This window comes from Pedobacter changchengzhani (assembly GCF_004354365.1).
GTDB lineage: Bacteria > Bacteroidota > Bacteroidia > Sphingobacteriales > Sphingobacteriaceae > Pedobacter > Pedobacter changchengzhani.
On sequence record NZ_SJCY01000002.1, the window covers coordinates 430,864 to 450,379 of the forward strand.

Sequence of the window (19,516 nt, forward strand, 5' to 3'; positions counted from 1 at the left end):
ATTGTTGAAGATAGAAAATGTCTGTAAAGATAGGAAATATAGATTTAGGTGAGTTCCCGTTATTGCTTGCCCCAATGGAAGATGTGAGCGATCCACCTTTCCGTTTTGTGTGCAAACAAGGCGGTGCAGATTTGATGTACACCGAATTTATATCTTCAGAAGGATTAATCCGCGATGCTGCAAAAAGCCGTAAGAAACTAGATATTTTCGAATACGAGAGGCCAATTGGAATTCAAATTTTTGGCAGTGATATTGAGAGTATGCGCGAAGCAACTGAAATTGCTACCCTTGCTGGGCCAGATTTAATGGATATTAACTACGGTTGCCCCGTTAAAAATGTAGCTTGTAGAGGTGCTGGTTCTGCTTTACTGCAAGATATTGATAAAATGGTAAAAATGACAGAGGCTGTTGTAAAAGCAACGCATTTGCCAGTTACCGTTAAAACCCGTTTAGGCTGGGATGACAATACCAAAAACGTTGAAGAAGTTGCCGAACGGCTGCAGGATATCGGTATTCAAGCATTAACTATTCACGGGCGCACTAGAGCACAGCTATACAAAGGCGAAGCCGATTGGACATTAATACGAGAAATTAAGCGTAACCCGCGTGTTAAAATTCCAATTTTTGGCAATGGCGATGTAGATAGTGTGGTAAAAGCTGCCAACTGGCGTTTAGAATATGAAGTTGATGGAATTATGATCGGCAGAGCGGCCATTGGCTACCCTTGGATTTTTAGAGAAGTAAAGCACTTTTTTAAAACTGGTGAGGTTTTGCCTGGGCCAACTTTGCAAGAAAGGATTACCGCCTGCAGTACACATTTAGAAAAATCGATAGAGTGGAAGGGGCATAAAACTGGAATTTTTGAAATGCGCCGCCATTATTCAAATTATTTTAAAGGCTTGCCAGATTTTAAACCCTTCAGGATGCGTTTGGTATCAGAACCTGATGTAGAAAATATTTATGAAATTTTAGAAGAAGTAGCATTCAAGTTTTCAAATTATGATCCCGCTACAGTAATGGCTTAATTTTTAAATTGCCTATTTTACAACCAAAGGTTGTTAGCATTACGGTCCTATCGATCGAGCAAAAATTGAGCAAATCAACATTATTCTCTATGCAAGTAAGTAGTGTTATCTTGGAGTCAAAATACTGATTTTGTCGGCTGAATAATGTAAATAATGACCAAACTCACATAAATGGTTTTTTCCTTTTCTTAAATTTGCTCAATGATTTTTTTAAATCAAGAAACACAAAATTATAATGTTAAAAAAATCATTTCTAATTAATCATTAATAAATATATTATGAAAAACAATTTTAAAATTTTAGCATTGGCAACTGTATTTGTTGTTTCATTAAGCGCATGCGGTGGTGATGAGACCAAAGAGTCTACTACTACAACTACCACAACAGAAGCACCAAAGGTTGAAAACACTGCCCCAGAACCAGTAGCCGTTAATACATTCGAAGTTGAGGCTAACGACCAAATGCAGTTTAGTAAAAATGAATTAAAAGCTGTTGCAGGTAAAGAAATTACTTTAACATTGAAAAATGTAGGTAAAACAGAAAAAAGCGTAATGGGCCACAACTTTGTTGTTTTGAAAGAAGGTACTGATATTGCAGCTTTTGCAACTAAAGCATCGAGCGCCAAAGAAACAGATTTTATTCCTGCTTCCGAAGCATCGAAAATTGTTGCGCATACTAAACTTTTGGGGCCTGGCGAATCAGACACCATAAAGTTTACTTTGGCTAAAGGCACTTACGATTACATTTGTTCTTTCCCTGGCCACTACGCGTTAATGAAAGGTAAAATAATAGTAGAATAAGCAACAACGCTTTTTACGCTAGTTTATAATTTAAACCCTGCACGCTTTAATGTTGTGCAGGGTTTTTTGTTTTAGTCAAAAAAATGCTGCCAGCATAAATGGCAGGTTGAATGGTTAAAAGCTTAATAAAATCGAAATGGCTTGATTTTTGAAATAGTTTTTGTACTTTCAAATTTAAACATGGTAACAGCAATTACAGAAGGAATAAAAGTTTCGGTAGAAACCGTTTATCAGCCAGAATATTCAAATCCGGCTAATGAGCATTTCATGTTCGCCTACCGGGTAGAAATTTCAAATCTTACCGATTATTCCATCCAATTATTAAGAAGACAGTGGTTTATTTTCGATTCGAACAATACCACACGCGAAGTGGAGGGAGAAGGTGTTGTTGGATTACAGCCCGTTCTTGAACCTGGAGAAAGTCATGTATATGTTTCGGGTTGCAATTTAAAAAGCGACATTGGCAGTATGCGTGGCAATTATACCGTTCAAAATTTAATTCAGGACCTTACTTTTAAGGTAGAGATTCCCGAATTTCAATTAGTAGTGCCCTATAAACTCAATTAGCAATCATTTACCTTTATTTGTTATTTGATGTAAATCATCTTTTAACCAATCTTGCATCATATTTTCATTTCAAACAAACTCTTAATTTTATTTTTCAAGGGTTTTAAGATTGGTAAGTATGATAAACGAATGTTTACTGGAACAAACAGGCGCGAAAAGAGTATTTTTAGAGAAGAATCAAATTATCTTTAAAGAAGGAGAAACTGCTCGATATTATTATCAGATTGTAACTGGCGCCGTTAAAATGAACAATTTTAATGATGAAGGGAAAGAATTTATACAAGGTATTTTTGTTGATGGAAATAGTTTCGGCGAACCTCCGCTATTAATTAACGATAACTATCCTGCTAACGCCGCCGCCCTTATTCCAACAACTGTATTACAACTTACTAAAGAGAGATTCTTAAATCTTTTGTTCCAAAACCCAAAAGTACATCTCGATCTTACCACCACCTTAGCAAAGCGTTTGTACTTTAAAACGATAATGGCCTCAGAAATTTCATCTCAAGATCCCGAACATCGAATTATTAAACTCATAGATCATTTCAAACTAAAAATTAGTAAAGTTCCACAAGATTTAATGTACAAAGTAGATATTACACGCCAACAAATAGCCGATTTAACAGGATTGAGGGTAGAAACGGTCATTAGAGCAATTAAATCGCTAGAAAAAAAAGGAGAAATTACCATTAAAGACCATAAAGTTTTTAGGTAAGATTATTAGGTCTAAACCTATAACCGTAAAAAATGCTATTCTCAATCGATGATTGAAACCAAGCGGTGTTTAAAAACCTTTTCACAGCAAATAAAAGCAACATACAATTCTAAATCGTACGCCCGTTAATTGGCGATTTTATCTGCAAAATCAACATTTTTCTTAAGCTTAATAAACTTATAAGCGATAAGAAACAAACCCGAACCTATTAAAATTGCTGAAAGAAATAACCATTTTGGCGCATAAGGTATAGCTTGTTTATTTAGCACTTCCAACCCTTGACTCATTAATATAACTTCTTGAAAAATAACAGCGAAAACCAAAATCCATACCCCAAATTTATTTAGGCTTAAGTTGCTTCGCCTTAAAACTTCATTAATATAGCCGAGGATAAAGAATGAAATTACCCCCAAAAAAGACAGGTGCAAATAGCCAATTACAATGGGCCTAAAGCTAAAAGCAAACTGCGCTAAGTAAGGAAAAACAGAAAGCGATTGCAACACAATTTTCAATATTAATGCAAAGCCAGATAAGCTCCATAAAAACTTAGTAAGTGGCGAAATGGATATTTTTATAGCGATTATTTCTCGGACAAGTTTTACAATATAATAAATCATAAAAAGTTGAATAACCCCCGAAATGGCAGCCAGCCAATACATATAAACCGGAATTTTTAACCACATAATCGATAAAAAATAACTAGGTGCTACAGTAATAGCCAACAACAAATAAATCCGCTTGTTAAAAATTAATGCAGGCAACGAATTTGTATTTTTTAGGTAAGAAAAGAACAAGCCCAAACACACAAATAAAAACCATCCATTATATTGAAAATGAAGGAAAAAGTAAATTGCAGCAAAGTAAAGGTCTTGATTTGTGATATGCTTTGCCATTAAATACGCCAAGCTAAACGCGCCAATTGAAGAAATCCCCCAAATAATTAAAGCAGTTTTGAACCAAATATGTACGGCAAATGTATCTTTTACTTGCTTCAAATCTTTCCAATAACTGTAAATAAAAGTATATGATACAAATATAGAAAGCGTAGAAAATGTGATGGAAAATAATGCATAACCCTGTATTATAAAAGCGATGAGCATGCCGTACGCGGTTATGGTGTTGGCAATGAGTATCCATTTATATTTTTTAAAATTAATTTTTACATCGCTTTTTATCAAATAGTTAACCATTAATGCCATAAGCGATAATGAAACCCAACCCACAAAAGCAAAATGAGAATGGCCATGCAGTAAGTATTTTTGATTGATAAATGGCAACGAAAAATTTATTTTATATCGAAGTAGAATACCCGCCAAAGCAACAAGTAAAAAATTTATTAGGGCTATTTTAACCCAAGCATTCGTATTAAAATTTACTGGTTTCATGTAGAAGGAAAATAGTGATTATTAGATTTAATAAAATAAGTAATTAAATTGTAATTTTTTTATGATTGAAGTCATAAATTCAAAATGTTTAATGATTTACTTTTATATCAAAATCAAAAACGTATTTAGATCATGAAAAAACTTTTTATTATTGGCGTATTCGCATTGTTTGTATATGCCTGCGGAAACGAGAAAAAAGAAACCACAGATGATGCAGCTCCGGTAGAAGATGCGCAAAAAAAAGCTGATCCTTCGTACGATACCAATCGTGGAGAAGGTAAGTTCAAAGATGTTAAGTTAGCTGACAAATTAGATAATGCAATGGCTTTAAGAGGCGAGAAAATTGCAGATTTAAAATGCCTTTCGTGCCATAAATTAACAGATGAGAAATTAGTTGGACCAGGCTGGAAAGGTGCAACAACCAGACACAAGCCAGAGTGGATTATGAACTTCGTAACCAATACGGATGTGATGATCGACAAAGACCCGAAAGCTCAAGCCATGTTAGAAATTTGTATGGTGCGTATGCCAAATCAAAATCTTGATGATGCTGCAGCTAGAGACGTACTGGAGTTCTTGAGAAAAAATGACGGTGTAAAATAAATACCTCATTTATATCATATAGTTACCGTTACTCACCATTTATTAAACACCAATTTTATGAAAAAAATTCTATACTCAATTAGTGTAGTGGCATCTGCTATGCTCGTTTTTGGCCTTCAAGGTTGTAAACCCAAAAACGCAGGAGATGCAACCGGAGCCGATGCGGCCAGCAAAGTTTATGTTGCGCCAGGCAAATATGACGAGTTATATAACTTCGTTTCGGGTGGCTTTAGCGGTCAAGTAAGCGTTTACGGAATCCCTTCCGGTAGGTTATTGCGAGTTATTCCAGTTTTTTCGGTAGATCCAGAAAAAGGTTGGGGCTACAGTGAAGAAACTAAACCAATGTTAAATACCTCTAGCGGACAAATTCCTTGGGGCGATCAACATCACTTAGATTTATCGCAAACAAACGGCGAGATAGATGGCAGATGGTTATTTGCAAACGAAAACAATACACCAAGAATAGCACGTATCGATCTTAAAACTTTCCGTACTTCAGAAATTATAGAAATTCCAAATAGTGCAGGAAATCACTCTTCGCCATTTATAACAGAAAATACAGAGTATGTTGTTGCAGGTACTCGTTTTAGTGTACCAATGGATTACGAAAACGGAGATGTTCCAATAGATTCTTATAAAAAGAATTTTAAAGGTACACTTAGTTTTGTTAGTGTTGCGCCAAAAGATGGAGAGATGAAGCTTGCTTTCCAGCTGTTATTACCAGGTATGGATTTCGATTTAAGCCATAGTGGTAAAGGCCCAAGTAGTGGCTGGTTTTTCTTTAGCTGTTATAATTCTGAACAGGCACATACATTATTAGAAGTAAATGCATCTAAAAGAGATAAAGATTATGTTCTTGCCGTAAACTGGAAAAAAGCAGAAGAATACTTTAAAGCTGGAAAAGGTAAAAAAGTTAAAGTTAACTACGCTCATAATAAATACAATGAGGCTACCCATACTGCTAGCTCAACAATGATTACAGAAACAACAGTAATCGATGTTAAAGATTTCCCTGATTTGGTTTATATGATTCCTTGTCCAAAATCTCCTCACGGTTGTGATGTTGACCCAACAGGACAATACATTGTTGGTAGTGGAAAATTAGCAGCGTTGATTCCTGTATTCTCATTTGCAAAAATTCAAGATGCTATAAAAAATAAAACTTTTGATGGTACTTATGGTGGCATACCAGTTATAAAATATGAAGCCGCTTTATATGGTGAAGTTAAAAAACCAGGTTTAGGACCATTGCATACAGAATTTGATGGAAAAGGAAATGCATATACTACTTTCTTTATTTCTTCTGAAATTGTAAAATGGAGTTTAAAAGATCTTAAGGTTTTAGATAGACATCCTACATACTACTCTCCAGGTCACTTATGTATTCCAGGTGGCGATACTAGAAAACCTTATGGTAAATATTTAATCGCTTATAATAAAATTACTAAAGATAGATTTTTGCCTACCGGACCAGAATTGGCTCAAAGTGCGCAATTATTTGATATTAGCGGCGATAAAATGAAGCTTTTATTGGATTATCCTACCATAGGAGAACCCCATTATGCACAAGCAGTTCCTGCTGAGTTAATTGCTAAAAATTCTCAAAAAATATACAAATTAGAGGATAACAAAAATCCGTATGCAGCACTAGGAGAGAAACAGACTAAAGTAGAAAGAAAAGGAAACGAAGTGCACGTTAATATGACAGCCATGCGCTCTCACCTTTCTCCTGATAATATCGAAGGCATAAAACTTGGCGATGTGGTTTATTTCCACGTAACCAACTTAGAGCAAGATTGGGATGTACCGCATGGTTTTGCAATAAAAGGCAATAAAAATGCCGAATTGTTAATTATGCCAGGCGAAACTACTACGCTAAAATGGGTGCCAGAAAAAGTGGGCATATTTCCAATGTATTGTACCGATTTTTGTAGTGCTTTACATCAAGAAATGCAAGGCTATATTAGAGTAAGTGCAAAAGGATCAACTGTTCCGCTTTCTTTTAGCTTGGGTAAAAACTCAGAAGCAGCAGAGAGTATCATTGCAAAAAAATAAAAAAATATTTAGATGTTCAAAAGGTTAACGCTTTTGAACATCTATTTTATTGAGGCCTCTCACCTTAATTTTCAATCTTATAATCTCTATAAGATTCGTTAGCAAAAATTCAAAAAAATGAAAAAAAATAAGCTAACAAATCCAGTTAAAGCGCTGGTAATTGGTTGCGGTTTAGCACTAATTATTGTCCTATTTGTACCTTTATGGCAAATAGAATTGGCTGCTCCCCAGTATCCCGAAGGATTAATCCTTAAAATGTATCCAAACAAATTAGCAGGAAATGTTGATATTATAAATGGCTTAAACCATTATATTGGCATGAAAACCTTGCACACTGCAGATTTTATAGAGTTTACATTATTACCTTACATTATTGGTTTCTTTGCTGCTTTCTGTTTGGTGGTAGGTTTAGGCTTCAAATCTTTCAGAAGTTTAATCGCCGTTTTTGCATTATTTGTACTCTTCGGCATTATTTCAATGATTGATTTTTGGAGATGGGAATATCAATATGGCCATGATTTAAATCCAGATGCGGCAATAAATGTACCCGGGATGACCTACCAACCGCCATTAATTGGGTACAAGCAACTGCTAAACTTTGGCGCATATTCTATTCCTGATATTGGTGGATGGATTTTTATTGCCGTTGGCGCAACTTTACTTACGGCTATTGTTATTCAATATAAAAAACAAAAAAATGCAACATTATAAAAAAGTCTCAAAATCTTTAACGCTCGTTTGCCTGTTCTTACTTTTCATTCTATCATCGTGTAAAACAAAACCGCAACCAATTAAACTTGGAGATAGTTGTTCTTTTTGTAAAATGGGCGTTGCTGATGAAAGATTTGGAGCAGAATTAATTACCCAAAAAGGTAAGGCTTTTAAATTTGATGATGTGCATTGCCTAATCGAGTTTGTTAAAGGCAATACGGTTCCAAAAGATCAAATAAAAACAATTCTTTTTGTGGATTTTGAAGCGCCACATGAGTTTATCGAATCTGAAAATTCCTTCCTGCTAAAAAGTGATAGTTTAAGAAGCCCAATGGGAAGCAACATTTCTGCATACAAAAGCGAAGCCAAACTTAAAGAAAACCAAACAAAAGTTGGAGGCGAAGAAGTTAAATGGTCAAGCTTGGATAAGTAAATAGATAAATGAAAAAACTTTTTCCTATTTTAATTTTTGCAATTTTCTTTGGATTATCAACCCAAGCCAAAACCTATTTTGTTGGTAAAGGGAGGGAAATTACTAAAATTCAAAAAGCTATCGACTTAGCAAAGAACGGTGATACCATTATGGTAGATGCTGGATTATACAAAGAAAAAAACATCATCATTCAAAAATCCATTACGCTTATCGGCATTAATCACCCTGTTTTAGATGGCGAAAATAAATATGCTATTATTACAATTAAAGCGAATAACGCTAAAGTAGAAGGTTTTAAAATACAGCACACAGGCCGATCGGAAATTACAGAATTAGGCGCAATAATGATTTATGACAGCTATAAAGTGAGTGCTGTTAATAATATTTTAGATGATAACAACTTTGGCATTTTTGTACAAAACAGTAAAAGTTGCACCATAAAAAACAACAGCATAACGGCTTACGGTAAAAATGAATTACAAAGCGGTAACGGTATTCATTGTTGGCATTCTGATAGCCTGATTATTGTTGGCAACAAAATAAAAGGACACAGAGATGGACTTTACTTCGAGTTTGTAAAAAACACCTTGGTTTGGCGCAATATAAGCACCGAAAATGTGAGATATGGTATCCATTTTATGTTTTCGAACCACAATACCTACATTGGCAATATTTTCGAAAAAAACGAAGCTGGTGTTGCAGTAATGTACAGCGCCAACATTAATATGTACAACAATTATTTCTTAGATAATTGGGGAGATGCAACTTATGGTATTTTATTGAAAGACATTAGAGATAGTAACATTTCTGGAAATAATTTTACTAAAAATACCATAGGTTTATATATGGAAGCATGTAGCAGAATAAATCTCTACAAAAATATTTTTAAAAATAACGGTTGGGCAGTTAAAATTCAAGCCAGTTGTGAAGATAACGATTTTACAAAAAATAATTTTATCGGCAATACTTTTGATATCGGTACAAATGGTTCTTTAGTGCTTAATACCTTTACCGGAAATTATTGGGATAAGTATGAAGGTTACGATTTGAACAAAGATAATGTGGGCGATGTGCCTTACCACCCGGTAAGTATGTATGCAATGATTATCGACAGCAACCCTGCTGCATTAATGCTTTTTAGAAGCTTAATTGTAACTTTATTAGATAAAACCGAGAAACTATTGCCCGGTGTTACACCAGAAAATTTAAAGGACAACAAACCTGTAATGAGGCCACTTCCATTATGATTGAAGCAAAAAACATAACAAAAACTTTTGGCAAGTTAAAAGCCTTAGATAATATATCCTTATCATTTGATAAAGGCCAGTGCATTGCATTATTGGGTCCAAATGGCTGTGGGAAAACCACTTTAATTAAAACCATTTTGGGCATGGTGGTGCCAAATAGTGGCGAAATTTTATTTGATGGTAAACCCATTGCCAAGGAATGGCTATACCGCAACCAAATTGGTTACATGCCACAAATAGGACGCTACCCCGAAAATATGACCATTGCCAATATTTTTGACATGATGAAAGACATCCGAAAAGAAAGCGCAAAACAATTGGATGAAGATTTGATTGAAAGTTTTAACCTCAATAGTATGATGAATAAAAAAATGCACACCCTTTCTGGCGGAACCAGGCAAAAGGTAAGTGCAGCGCTCGCTTTTTTATTTAATCCTGATGTTTTAATATTGGATGAACCGACGGCAGGTTTAGACCCACTTTCATCAGAAAAGCTAAAAGAGAAAATTATAATAGAAAAAGAGAAAGGAAAATTAGTGCTTATAACATCGCACGTTTTAAGTGAGTTAGATGAATTGATTACTCAAGTTTTTTACATGCAAGATGGAAAAATTTTATTTTATAAAAATCTATCGGAGTTAAAAAACGAAACCGGCGAAGAAAAATTAACAAAAGCAATTTCAAAAATTATGATGGCCTACTAACCACAATTATTGCTAGTAAGCCAGTTAAAAAATAGAAAATGAAAAAAGTACTAAAATATGTAATTCTAGATATTGTTCAAAACAAAACCGTTTTGATTTATACGTTATTACTCGCCATTATTTCGTTCAGTGTTTTCAGTTTAGAAAGTAATAGCAGCAAAGGTTTGCTTAGCTTGTTAAACATTATTTTAATCATTGTACCATTAATTTGTATCGTTTTTTCTACCATTTATATTTACAATAGTGCAGAGTTTATCGAATTGTTGCTCAGTCAACCACTTAAAAGAAAAGCCATTTGGTTAAGTATTTTCGGTGGATTAGCAGTTTCGTTGGCATTGGCGTTTTTAATTGGCGTAGGCATTCCAATTTTAATTTACCAGCCCAATGGAACGGGTTTTATGATGATTGCCGCAGGACTCTTTTTAACGGTGGTTTTTGTAAGTATAGCATTGCTATCAGCAAGTTTTACCAGAGATAAAGCTAAAGGAATTGGTTTATCTGTGTTTATATGGCTTTATTCGTCTTTAATTTTTGATGCTGTTGTTCTTTTTCTACTGTTCCAATTTCAAGATTATCCGTTAGAGCGTGTAATGGTTATCCTTAGCTTTTTAAACCCTATTGATTTAAGTCGCATACAGATGCTTTTACAAATAGATATTTCTGCATTAATGGGTTATACAGGCGCTATTTTTAGAGAATTTTTTGGAAACAATACTGGTATTGCAATGTCATTTTTGGGCTTAACCGGTTGGATTGCAATTCCGCTGTTTATCTCGTTAAGAAAATTTGAGAAAAAAGACCTTTAATTTTAATCTCTACTTCTGCTAAATAACATAGAGGCATAGTAAAGTAAATTTGCTAAAGCGCCAACAGCGGCTACTACATAAGTCATTGCGGCCCACCAAAGTGCATCTTTAGCTTGTAAATTTTCTTCTTGCGTTTGCATTACGCTGTTATTGTTTTTTAACCATGCTAAAGCGCGATTACTTGCATCAAACTCTACAGGCAGTGTAATAATGCTAAATATGGTAATTAAAGCAAGGCCAACAACACCAATTGCCAACACAATAGGATTTCCGGTAAAACCGATAAGCACTACGCCAATAATTAAAACCCACTGCAATAGGTTAGAAGAAATACTTACAACTGGCACCATACTGCTTCTAAGTTGCAACCAATGGTAAGATTTTGCATGTTGTACAGCGTGGCCACATTCGTGTGCAGCAACAGCAGCAGCAGCTACACTTCGGCTGTAAAATACATCAGTACTTAAATTAACGGTTTTATCACTCGGGTTGTAATGATCGCTTAATTGTCCTTCTGTATTCATTACTTTAACGTCGTAAATGCCATTATCATGTAGCATTCTTTCTGCTACTTCCTTACCCGATAAGCCTGAACTGAGTTGCATTTCTGCGTATTTAGAAAACTTATTTCTAAAACGCCATTGTACAAACATGCTCAATATCAATATCGGGATGATCAAAATTAAATAAACACCCATTTTTTTTATCTCTCTCTTATATTTTCGATAATTAACTATACAAAAAGCGTTCCCATAATATTTACTAAATTTACTTTATGAAATTAGCTTTGTCATATTGGGAAACAACCACTTTTTTTAGCTATGATATTATTGTGGTAGGTAGTGGAATTGTTGGTTTAAACACGGCCATCTCTCTAAAAAAATCAAATTCAAAATTAAAAATTTGCATCTTAGAAAGTGGTTTTTTACCTTCTGGTGCAAGCACTAAAAATGCGGGTTTTGCTTGTTTTGGAAGCATTTCTGAGTTGATTGAACAAGAAAAACTAGCTGGTGAGGATGGGTTATCAACATTGGTAAAAAAGAGGTGGCTAGGGTTAAATAAATTAAGAAGTATTTTAGGTGATGAACAGATTGATTATCAATGTTTGGGCGGCTACGAATTGTTTAAAGAAAATGAACATTTATTTGCACAGGAATGTGTATCCAAAATTGAACATTTCAATCAATTAATTGGAGATATTGTTGGCGAAAATGCTTTTAAACTAGCCGGTGAGAAAATAAATACATTTGGTTTTAAAGGCATTGGTACTTTAATAGATAATAAATACGAGGCACAAATTGACACCGGAAAAATGATGTTTGCCTTAATACAGTATGCGCAACAATTGGGCATTATCATTTTTAACAATTGTAAAGTAAATAAAATTGGTCAAGAGGTGGACCGCATTTCGGTGCATACCGAAGTTGGTCAATTTAAATGTAAAAAAATTGCTTTGGCAACTAATGCATTCATTAAACATTTGATTCCTGATTTAGAGATAGCGCCAGGTCGTGGGCAGGTTTTAGTTACTAAACCGATCAAAAATTTACAGATAAACGGTACTTTTCATTACGATAAAGGGTACTATTATTTTAGAAACATAAATGACAGGTTATTACTTGGTGGTGGGCGAAATTTAGATTTCGAAACTGAAAATACACCACACTTCGGCGAAACCGATAAAATACAAAACGCTTTAGAAAATTTATTGCATGAAATAATTTTACCTAACGTAGATTTCGAAATTGACCAACGCTGGAGCGGAATTATGGCCTTCGGAAAATCGTTAGCACCTTTAATTAAACAAGCAAAACCAAATATTTTTTATGCCACTCGTTGTAATGGTATGGGTGTTGCAATTGGTGCTCAAACTGGAGAAGATTTGGCAAATTTAGTTCTGGAAAGTTTGTAGTTCGCTAAGTATCTGCCGAAACAAATTATTTTTGTTCGCTTACAAAATTAACTTTTACCTACATTTTAATAAATATTTTATCAGTATGGAAATTGCAGGCATTGTTTTGCTCATCGTTATTTTAATTGTTTTAGTGCTTGTGTTTCTAAAAAATACACAAACAACCGCTAATGTAATTTCTACAGAAAATTTTGAGAATTTGAAAATAGCGAATGAGAATTTGAAAATCTCTTTAGCGAAAGCAGATGAACGTGTTTTGGGCTTATCAACAGAAAAAGAAAACATAACCGCACTTTTAAAGCAAGAGCAACAGCGTTTAATTGTTGAATTACAAGGTGAACGCGATCGGTTAGCGGATGCAAATAGAGAATTGGAAAGTACACGCTCCTTTTATATGGCCGAAAAAGAAAAATTGATCGAACAAAAAGCCAGTTTAGCGCAAAACCAAGAAAAATTTAATAAAGATTTTGAGTTAATTGCCAATAAGATTTTGGAAGAGAAATCGACAAAATTTGTTGAACAAAATAGAACCAATTTAGATTTAATTTTAAATCCGTTAAAAGAAAACATTAAAGCTTTTGAAGAAAAAGTAGAAAAGGTTTATAAAGCAGAGTCTGATGAACGCAACATTTTAAAAGGTGTAATTTCTGAACTTCAAATTCAAAGTAAACTGATACAAGAAGATGCAAATAATTTAACTAAGGCGCTTAAAGGCGACAACAAAAAGCAAGGGAATTGGGGAGAAGTGATTTTAGAAAAAGTATTGGAGCGCTCTGGTTTGGTTCGCGATCAGGAGTACAGAATACAAGCTTCTCACACTTCTGCTGAAGGAAATCGTTATCAGCCAGATGTGGTGATTGATTTACCAGAAAACAAACATCTTGTAATAGATGCTAAGGTGAGTTTAATAGCTTATGAGCGATCTGTATCTGCGGATACAGATGAAGAGCGAGAAGGCTACGTAAAACAGCATTTAACCTCCATAAAAAATCATATCCAAGAGTTAGGTTCAAAAAATTATCAAGATTTGTATAAAATCAATTCCCCTGATTTCGTTTTACTATTCGTTCCCATAGAATCATCATTTAGTATTGCGGTGCAAAAAGATGCCGAACTTTTTAATTTCGCTTGGGATAGGAAGGTGGTTATTGTAAGTCCGTCAACGCTGTTGGCTACATTACGTACCATTGCCAGCATTTGGAAACAAGAAAGGCAAAACCGTAATGTTATGGAAATTGCCCGATTAAGCGGTAGCATGTACGATAAATTTGTTGGTTTTATTGCTGATATGGAAAACATTGGAAAACACATTAAAAATGGGCAAGATGCTTACGATAAAGCATTAAATAAATTGTCAGAAGGATCTGGAAATTTGATGAATACGTCAGAAAAAATTAAAAAATTGGGGGCTAAGACAACGAAACAGATTGATATTAAGTATTTGGAGGAAGGGGAGTAATACAAAAAATAGTCTTCTCGAGAAGGCTTTTTCATCCGAAGAAGCATCGTAGGAGTACCTTTTTAACAAATTATTTAGAAAGATTGCTTCGTCGTTCCTCCTCGCAAAGATTGTTATGACTAATACAAGTTTTAAGCAACTAATTTATAATTTTCTTTATAAGGCGATTTGCTTTTGATTACTGCTGCTACCCTTAGCACTATTTTGTTTCTTATTGCATTTAAAATGCTCATATTGTGTTTACCTTCATCTTGCTTTCTGTTATAATAATTTTTGAATTCTAAATTATGCTGTATCACAGATAATGCACACAGGTGCAATAATCTTTTAAGTTCTTTGTTCGCCATTCTGTGCACCCTGGTCTTACCTTTTATGCTTATTCCACTGCTGTGTTCAAAAGGCGCTACACCGGCATAACAGGCCAGCTCTTTTCCTGTAGGGCAACCTGCGAAGTTTGCGGTACAGCCAATGAGATAAACAGCGGTAACGTGTCCTATTCCGGGTATGCTCACCAGTAGGTCGTAACTCTGCCTGAAGGCTTCGTTGTTGGCAATGATTTTCCTTATCTGCGCTTCAATGCTGTCAATAGATTTTGCTATACCATCGGTGGCAGCCTTTAGGGATTTCTCGATCAGTTTCTGATGTGGTTTATCGTTCACGCTGCCCAGCTCTTTTACCGAGGTCTTTATTGCCGAGAGCTGCTTGAGCAGTTTTGTCCTGGCGGATACAAAATCTTTAAGCTGCAGTAGTTCAGCATCTAAAGCTGGTGTGGCCTTTAATGCATCGGCTTCCTTAAAAGCATAATTACATAAACGCAGACTGTCTATCTTATCGTTCTTTCCCCTTGCAATACCAAAGCTCCATTTAATGTGGGCCGCGTTGCCAATGTGTATGGGAAGGTTTTTTTTACTGCAGAAAGCCCATATCAGACGGTGGTAGATCCCCGTGTTTTCTATCACAACAAGAGACTGCCCGTTCATCAGCACTCCGTGGCCCTTGAGCCACTTTTCAAATAACTTTATACCTGGGGAGGTATTCTCAAATCTCATGGTTTCGATCCCCTGCTTCTGGTAGTTTTTTACAGTCAAAAGGGAAACGTCGAAGTATGGTTTTGAAACATCAATACCAATAAAAAATTTTGAAATGTCGATCATCATCTTTTTTTTTACTTTTGTAAGGTTACCTAAGTTTTACCCCATCGATCCAAGTCCTTAATAATGGGTAATGCCCTAATTGTTATCTGGTCACAAAGGGAAAAAACAGTAGCGGATTATATCTTTGCATAGGTATAAAAACCTTGACGACACTGTTAATGAGCCGCTACTGTTTTAGGTAATCTTTTCAATAAATTATTAAAGGCTAAAATAAAAGTAAAAGCTTAGTTATCCTTGAATAATATACAAACACAAATCTAAAGGACGAAACGTCGTATTGTCCTCGTTTGTAACGAGGATACATGAGATACACATTTTTAATGTGTCTAATTGTTTAGGCGATAAAATCGCCATTTTCGTCCATCCTCGTTACAAACGAGGACGATTTGATTTAATAATTCTTCCTCAAAAAATTTATTCGAACTACTTAAGCATCGCATTGTCCTCGTTTGTAACCAGGATTAATGAAATACACAATTTTAATGTGTGTAATTTAAACCGATAAAATGACCATCCTCGTTACAAACGTGTATAATTGGTTACTTTATCATAATTCCGCGCAAAGACTAATTAAAAATAGCTAATACCTAGTTTCCAAAAGCGTTCCAGCCTTGCGCTTTTAACTCATGTATACAATCCTTTTTAAAAACAACTATTCTTCAATAAGTTGCTTCAATTTTTCTTTACTTGGCAAAACTGTTGAATATTTGCTTGCAAAAATTTGTTCGTTATTTTCTGGTAATGTGTATTCTACAACGGCTTCACTTTTATCCTGACAAAGTATTATTCCGATGGTTTTATTTTCATCGACTAGCCTAACTTCTCGATCATAATAATTTACGTACATCTGCATTTGGCCAATATCTTGATGTTTCAATTCACCTATTTTTAAATCAATTAAAACAAAACACTTTAAAATTCTATTGTAAAAAACTAAGTCAATTTTAAAGTGTTTTTCATCAAAAGATATTCTATTTTGCCTTGCAACAAACGTAAAACCAGTTCCTAACTCTAAAAGGAAATGCTCCAATTTATCAATTAGCTTTTGCTCCAATTCATTTTCTGAGTAGGTAATTTCATCAGGCAACCCTAAAAATTCTAAAATATATGGGTCTTTAATAACATCTTTTGGCTTCTCTAAAATTTGTCCTTTTGTAGAAAGTTCTAAAATTTCTTCTTTATTTCTACTCAATGCCAATCTAGTGTACAAAGCTGTATCAAATTGTCTTTGTAATTCTCTTAAGCTCCAATTATTTTTAGATGATTCTATTTCATAGAAATTTCTTTCTTTTTCATCATCAATTCTCATCAACTTTAAATAGTGAGACCAACTCAATTTGAATTCGTCAGACAGTGTCTGACGTTTCGAAAAGTTCATATAAAAACTTCTCATTTGTTTTATATTTGTTTCAGAAAAACCTTTTCCAAAGTCTTGAGTAAGTTTTTTCGAAAGTATTGATAACAGCTGTTTCCCATAACCGGCCCTTTCTTTACCACTTTGCTCTTCCTCAACAATCATCCTACCAATCTCAAAATACGTTGAAACCATAGTTTGGTTAACCGTACTGATAATTTTATTACGTGAATTATTCAGTAAAACTGAAATTCTTACAACAAAATTTTGATGTGATAAATCGTTGTTCATAAGCTATTATTTACCAAAAGCGTTCCAACCTTGTGCTTTTAACTCGTGTACATTATTCGATTTTGAAACCATTTTGCATCCCGAATTTTTATCGGTTACATGGCCAATCACCGTAATATCAACATCGTGTTTAAGCTTTTTGTAATCCTCCTGGCTTATCGTAAACAACAATTCGTAATCCTCGCCACCACTTAATGCACAAACTGTAGGGTCAATGCCTAATTCGCGTGCAGTTTCATACGTCATCGGATCTAGCGGAATTTTTTCTTCATAAATTGTTATTCCTTTATCACTTTCAGTTGCCAAGTGTAAAATTTCTGAAGCCAATCCGTCAGAAATATCAATCATAGATGTTGGTTTTATACCTAAATCCTCCAAAAGCGCAACAATATCCATTCTGGCTTCTGGTTTCAATTGCCGTTCGATAATGTAATCTTTACCCTCTAAATCAGGCTGAATATTAGGATTCTCTAAATAAATTAATTTCTCTCTCTCCAAAATTTGAAGGCCTACATAAGCGCCACCCAAATCGCCCGAAACACAAAGCAAATCATTTTCCTGTGCACCGTTTCTATAGGTAACTTTATCCGCATCAGCGTAACCAATACTCGTAATACTAATAACTAAACCTTGCTTGCTCGAAGACGTATCACCACCAATTAAATCTATATTAAATTTGTTACAAGCCAGTTCAATTCCTTTATAAATTTCTTCAACAGCTTCTAACGGAAATTTACTCGATAAACCCAACGAAACCGTAATTTGACTGGCTTTACCATTCATGGCGTAAATATCGCTTAAGTTAACTTGTACCGCTTTATAGCCCAAATGCATTAAGGGCACATACGATAAATCGAAATGAATACCTTCTAACAATAAATCGGTTGATACCAAAATTTGTTTGCCTTTTGCATCTAAAACAGCTGCATCATCGCCAACACCTTTAACCGAAAAATCGTTTCTAATTTTAAAGTTATTAGTTAAGTGTTTAATCAATCCAAACTCTCCTAATTCGTTTATATCTGTGCGTTCTTTATTTTCAAACATATTTTTTTCAGTTAATAGGTAAGTTTAAATTTTAACCAATACCGTATTTAATTTCAATTCTTTATTACAAATAAATTTAATTTATAAGCCCAACGTTGCAGAAATATCCAACATTCTTTGTATCGGCTTACGTGCCAAAGTAATAATATCTGCTGGTACAGTTACTTTTGGTAGCCCATTTTTTAAACATAAATACAATTTTTCTAAAGTATTTCTTTTCATGTAAGGGCAATCGTTACAAGCACAACTATTATTAGGCGGTGCCGGAATAAATGTTTTTGTAGGATTTGCTTTTTCCATCTGGTGGATAATTCCACTTTCGGTAGCTACAATAAATTCTGTTGCAGAATTGTTGATGGTATATTTTAAAAGTCCGGTAGTAGATCCAATATAATCTGCCATTTTTAAAACTACTTCTTCACACTCGGGGTGGGCAATAAATTTAGCATTTGGGTGTCGTTCTTTTAATTTCGTTATCTTTTCTTTAGAAAAAATTTCATGTACCATACAAGCACCATTCCAAAGCACTAAATCTCTACCGGTTTTTTTTGCAACCCATGCACCCAAATTACGATCAGGACCAAAAATTATTTTTTGATCCTTTGGCAAACTCTCCACAATTTGAACAGCGTTGGTAGAAGTACAAACAATATCGCTCATCGCTTTTAATTCAGCTGTGCAATTTACGTAGGTAATTACCAAATGATCAGGATACTTCTCCTTAAATTTTTTAAACAAATGTGGCGGACAACTATCTGCTAACGAACAACCAGCCTTCACATCGGGTAATAAAACGGTTTTATTAGGCGATAAAATCTTTGCGGTTTCGGCCATAAAATGTACGCCAGCAAAAACAATTACCTCAGCATCTGTCTTCGCTGCTTCTTGCGATAAGCCTAAACTATCGCCAATATAATCTGCTATATCCTGAATATCAGGCTCTTGATAGTAGTGAGCCAAAATAATTGCATTCTTCTCTTTTTTTAGTTTTTCAATTTCAGCAAATAGATCCAATGTTGGGTCAATTTTCTCATCTACAAAACCTTTTTTGTTAATTTCGTCTAAGATATCGATGTTCATTTTATTTTTCCTTTTCTGAATTTTGTCGTTGGTCAAAGATAAAGCTTTCCACGTCTCAATAAATAATAAGTATTTTAATTTATATAAATCTTGTTTGTTTATTAGTGTGTTAGTAATGTTGGCAAGTAATATTTAAAAGCTCTTTTATGTAAGTTGTTAATAGTTTAC

19 protein-coding genes are annotated in these 19,516 nt (G+C 34.4%); 13 read left to right on the forward strand and 6 right to left on the reverse strand.

Going from position 1 to position 19,516, the window contains the following annotated elements; all coding sequences use genetic code 11:
* Positions 1 to 17: 17 nt before the first annotated feature.
* The 4 genes from dusB (at position 18) to EZJ43_RS04690 (ending at position 3,107) form a co-directional block, all read left to right on the forward strand.
* Positions 18 to 1,025: a tRNA dihydrouridine synthase DusB gene (dusB, locus tag EZJ43_RS04675; protein ID WP_133261508.1), complete on the forward strand. Its 1,008-nt coding sequence runs from the start codon at positions 18 to 20 to the stop codon at positions 1,023 to 1,025.
* 278 nt (positions 1,026 to 1,303) lie between these two features.
* Complete coding sequence (locus tag EZJ43_RS04680) at positions 1,304 to 1,825, forward strand: plastocyanin/azurin family copper-binding protein (RefSeq protein WP_133261509.1); 522 nt, start codon at positions 1,304 to 1,306, stop codon at positions 1,823 to 1,825.
* A gap of 180 nt (positions 1,826 to 2,005) precedes the next feature.
* Positions 2,006 to 2,392, forward strand: a complete 387-nt coding sequence (gene apaG / locus EZJ43_RS04685) for a Co2+/Mg2+ efflux protein ApaG (protein ID WP_133261510.1) — start codon at positions 2,006 to 2,008, stop codon at positions 2,390 to 2,392.
* 118 nt (positions 2,393 to 2,510) lie between these two features.
* Positions 2,511 to 3,107, forward strand: a complete 597-nt coding sequence (locus EZJ43_RS04690; RefSeq protein ID WP_133261511.1) for a Crp/Fnr family transcriptional regulator — start codon at positions 2,511 to 2,513, stop codon at positions 3,105 to 3,107.
* A 125-nt stretch (positions 3,108 to 3,232) separates the two neighbouring features.
* On the opposite strand, the gene EZJ43_RS04695 is transcribed toward EZJ43_RS04690, so the two are convergent.
* Positions 3,233 to 4,492: a hypothetical protein gene (locus tag EZJ43_RS04695; protein WP_133261512.1), complete on the reverse strand. Its 1,260-nt coding sequence runs from the start codon at positions 4,490 to 4,492 to the stop codon at positions 3,233 to 3,235.
* A gap of 132 nt (positions 4,493 to 4,624) precedes the next feature.
* On the opposite strand from EZJ43_RS04695, the gene EZJ43_RS04700 reads away from it, so the two are divergent.
* The 7 genes from EZJ43_RS04700 to EZJ43_RS04725 all read left to right on the forward strand — a co-directional run bounded on the left by EZJ43_RS04700 (position 4,625) and on the right by EZJ43_RS04725 (position 11,051).
* Entirely contained in the window at positions 4,625 to 5,095 is a 471-nt protein-coding gene (locus EZJ43_RS04700) for a c-type cytochrome (protein ID WP_133261513.1), read from the forward strand.
* Positions 5,096 to 5,152: 57 nt separating this feature from the next.
* Positions 5,153 to 7,150 carry a Sec-dependent nitrous-oxide reductase gene (nosZ, locus tag EZJ43_RS04705; RefSeq protein WP_133261514.1) on the forward strand — a complete coding sequence of 666 codons (1,998 nt, stop codon included), beginning with the start codon at positions 5,153 to 5,155 and terminating at the stop codon, positions 7,148 to 7,150.
* Positions 7,151 to 7,267: 117 nt separating this feature from the next.
* Positions 7,268 to 7,861: a hypothetical protein gene (locus EZJ43_RS17320; protein WP_207924566.1), complete on the forward strand. Its 594-nt coding sequence runs from the start codon at positions 7,268 to 7,270 to the stop codon at positions 7,859 to 7,861.
* Positions 7,848 to 8,294, forward strand: coding sequence for a nitrous oxide reductase accessory protein NosL (locus EZJ43_RS17325; RefSeq protein WP_207924567.1), 447 nt, complete (start codon positions 7,848 to 7,850; stop codon positions 8,292 to 8,294). Before EZJ43_RS17320 ends, EZJ43_RS17325 begins: the two co-directional genes overlap by 14 nt.
* 8 nt (positions 8,295 to 8,302) lie before the next feature.
* Positions 8,303 to 9,541 (forward strand): nitrous oxide reductase family maturation protein NosD, encoded by a 1,239-nt coding sequence (nosD, locus tag EZJ43_RS04715; RefSeq protein WP_133261515.1) that lies wholly within the window; start codon positions 8,303 to 8,305, stop codon positions 9,539 to 9,541.
* On the forward strand, positions 9,538 to 10,245 hold the full coding sequence (locus EZJ43_RS04720; protein ID WP_133261516.1) for an ABC transporter ATP-binding protein: 708 nt from the start codon (positions 9,538 to 9,540) through the stop codon (positions 10,243 to 10,245). The genes nosD and EZJ43_RS04720 overlap by 4 nt, the downstream gene beginning before the upstream one ends.
* A 38-nt stretch (positions 10,246 to 10,283) precedes the next feature.
* A complete protein-coding gene (locus tag EZJ43_RS04725) occupies positions 10,284 to 11,051 on the forward strand; it encodes an ABC transporter permease subunit (RefSeq protein WP_133261517.1) in 768 nt (255 codons plus the stop codon).
* Between the two features lie 2 nt (positions 11,052 to 11,053).
* On the opposite strand, the gene EZJ43_RS04730 is transcribed toward EZJ43_RS04725, so the two are convergent.
* Positions 11,054 to 11,749, reverse strand: a complete 696-nt coding sequence (locus EZJ43_RS04730) for a zinc metallopeptidase (protein WP_133261518.1) — start codon at positions 11,747 to 11,749, stop codon at positions 11,054 to 11,056.
* Positions 11,750 to 11,826: 77 nt separating this feature from the next.
* On the opposite strand from EZJ43_RS04730, the gene EZJ43_RS04735 reads away from it, so the two are divergent.
* Positions 11,827 to 12,963: an NAD(P)/FAD-dependent oxidoreductase gene (locus tag EZJ43_RS04735; protein ID WP_133261519.1), complete on the forward strand. Its 1,137-nt coding sequence runs from the start codon at positions 11,827 to 11,829 to the stop codon at positions 12,961 to 12,963.
* Positions 12,964 to 13,048: 85 nt separating this feature from the next.
* Entirely contained in the window at positions 13,049 to 14,422 is a 1,374-nt protein-coding gene (locus EZJ43_RS04740) for a DNA recombination protein RmuC (protein ID WP_133261520.1), read from the forward strand.
* 131 nt (positions 14,423 to 14,553) lie between these two features.
* On the opposite strand, the gene EZJ43_RS04745 is transcribed toward EZJ43_RS04740, so the two are convergent.
* The 4 genes from EZJ43_RS04745 to nadA all read right to left on the reverse strand — a co-directional run bounded on the left by EZJ43_RS04745 (position 14,554) and on the right by nadA (position 19,348).
* Positions 14,554 to 15,579 carry an IS110 family RNA-guided transposase gene (locus EZJ43_RS04745; protein ID WP_133261521.1) on the reverse strand — a complete coding sequence of 342 codons (1,026 nt, stop codon included), beginning with the start codon at positions 15,577 to 15,579 and terminating at the stop codon, positions 14,554 to 14,556.
* Positions 15,580 to 16,228: 649 nt separating this feature from the next.
* Positions 16,229 to 17,221, reverse strand: a complete 993-nt coding sequence (locus EZJ43_RS04750; RefSeq protein ID WP_133261522.1) for a PDDEXK nuclease domain-containing protein — start codon at positions 17,219 to 17,221, stop codon at positions 16,229 to 16,231.
* Between the two features lie 6 nt (positions 17,222 to 17,227).
* Positions 17,228 to 18,268 (reverse strand): thiamine-phosphate kinase, encoded by a 1,041-nt coding sequence (gene thiL / locus EZJ43_RS04755; RefSeq protein WP_133261523.1) that lies wholly within the window; start codon positions 18,266 to 18,268, stop codon positions 17,228 to 17,230.
* 81 nt (positions 18,269 to 18,349) lie between these two features.
* Positions 18,350 to 19,348: a quinolinate synthase NadA gene (nadA, locus tag EZJ43_RS04760; protein ID WP_133261524.1), complete on the reverse strand. Its 999-nt coding sequence runs from the start codon at positions 19,346 to 19,348 to the stop codon at positions 18,350 to 18,352.
* Positions 19,349 to 19,516: the final 168 nt, after the last annotated feature.

Coding starts and splice junctions, on each gene's coding strand:
- dusB (WP_133261508.1), top strand. CDS start 18: ATGTCTGTAAAGATAGGAAATATAGATTTAGGTGAGTTCCCGTTATTG.
- EZJ43_RS04680 (WP_133261509.1), top strand. CDS start 1,304: ATGAAAAACAATTTTAAAATTTTAGCATTGGCAACTGTATTTGTTGTT.
- apaG (WP_133261510.1), top strand. CDS start 2,006: ATGGTAACAGCAATTACAGAAGGAATAAAAGTTTCGGTAGAAACCGTT.
- EZJ43_RS04690 (WP_133261511.1), top strand. CDS start 2,511: ATGATAAACGAATGTTTACTGGAACAAACAGGCGCGAAAAGAGTATTT.
- EZJ43_RS04695 (WP_133261512.1), bottom strand. CDS start 4,492: ATGAAACCAGTAAATTTTAATACGAATGCTTGGGTTAAAATAGCCCTA.
- EZJ43_RS04700 (WP_133261513.1), top strand. CDS start 4,625: ATGAAAAAACTTTTTATTATTGGCGTATTCGCATTGTTTGTATATGCC.
- nosZ (WP_133261514.1), top strand. CDS start 5,153: ATGAAAAAAATTCTATACTCAATTAGTGTAGTGGCATCTGCTATGCTC.
- EZJ43_RS17320 (WP_207924566.1), top strand. CDS start 7,268: ATGAAAAAAAATAAGCTAACAAATCCAGTTAAAGCGCTGGTAATTGGT.
- EZJ43_RS17325 (WP_207924567.1), top strand. CDS start 7,848: ATGCAACATTATAAAAAAGTCTCAAAATCTTTAACGCTCGTTTGCCTG.
- nosD (WP_133261515.1), top strand. CDS start 8,303: ATGAAAAAACTTTTTCCTATTTTAATTTTTGCAATTTTCTTTGGATTA.
- EZJ43_RS04720 (WP_133261516.1), top strand. CDS start 9,538: ATGATTGAAGCAAAAAACATAACAAAAACTTTTGGCAAGTTAAAAGCC.
- EZJ43_RS04725 (WP_133261517.1), top strand. CDS start 10,284: ATGAAAAAAGTACTAAAATATGTAATTCTAGATATTGTTCAAAACAAA.
- EZJ43_RS04730 (WP_133261518.1), bottom strand. CDS start 11,749: ATGGGTGTTTATTTAATTTTGATCATCCCGATATTGATATTGAGCATG.
- EZJ43_RS04735 (WP_133261519.1), top strand. CDS start 11,827: ATGAAATTAGCTTTGTCATATTGGGAAACAACCACTTTTTTTAGCTAT.
- EZJ43_RS04740 (WP_133261520.1), top strand. CDS start 13,049: ATGGAAATTGCAGGCATTGTTTTGCTCATCGTTATTTTAATTGTTTTA.
- EZJ43_RS04745 (WP_133261521.1), bottom strand. CDS start 15,579: ATGATGATCGACATTTCAAAATTTTTTATTGGTATTGATGTTTCAAAA.
- EZJ43_RS04750 (WP_133261522.1), bottom strand. CDS start 17,221: ATGAACAACGATTTATCACATCAAAATTTTGTTGTAAGAATTTCAGTT.
- thiL (WP_133261523.1), bottom strand. CDS start 18,268: ATGTTTGAAAATAAAGAACGCACAGATATAAACGAATTAGGAGAGTTT.
- nadA (WP_133261524.1), bottom strand. CDS start 19,348: ATGAACATCGATATCTTAGACGAAATTAACAAAAAAGGTTTTGTAGAT.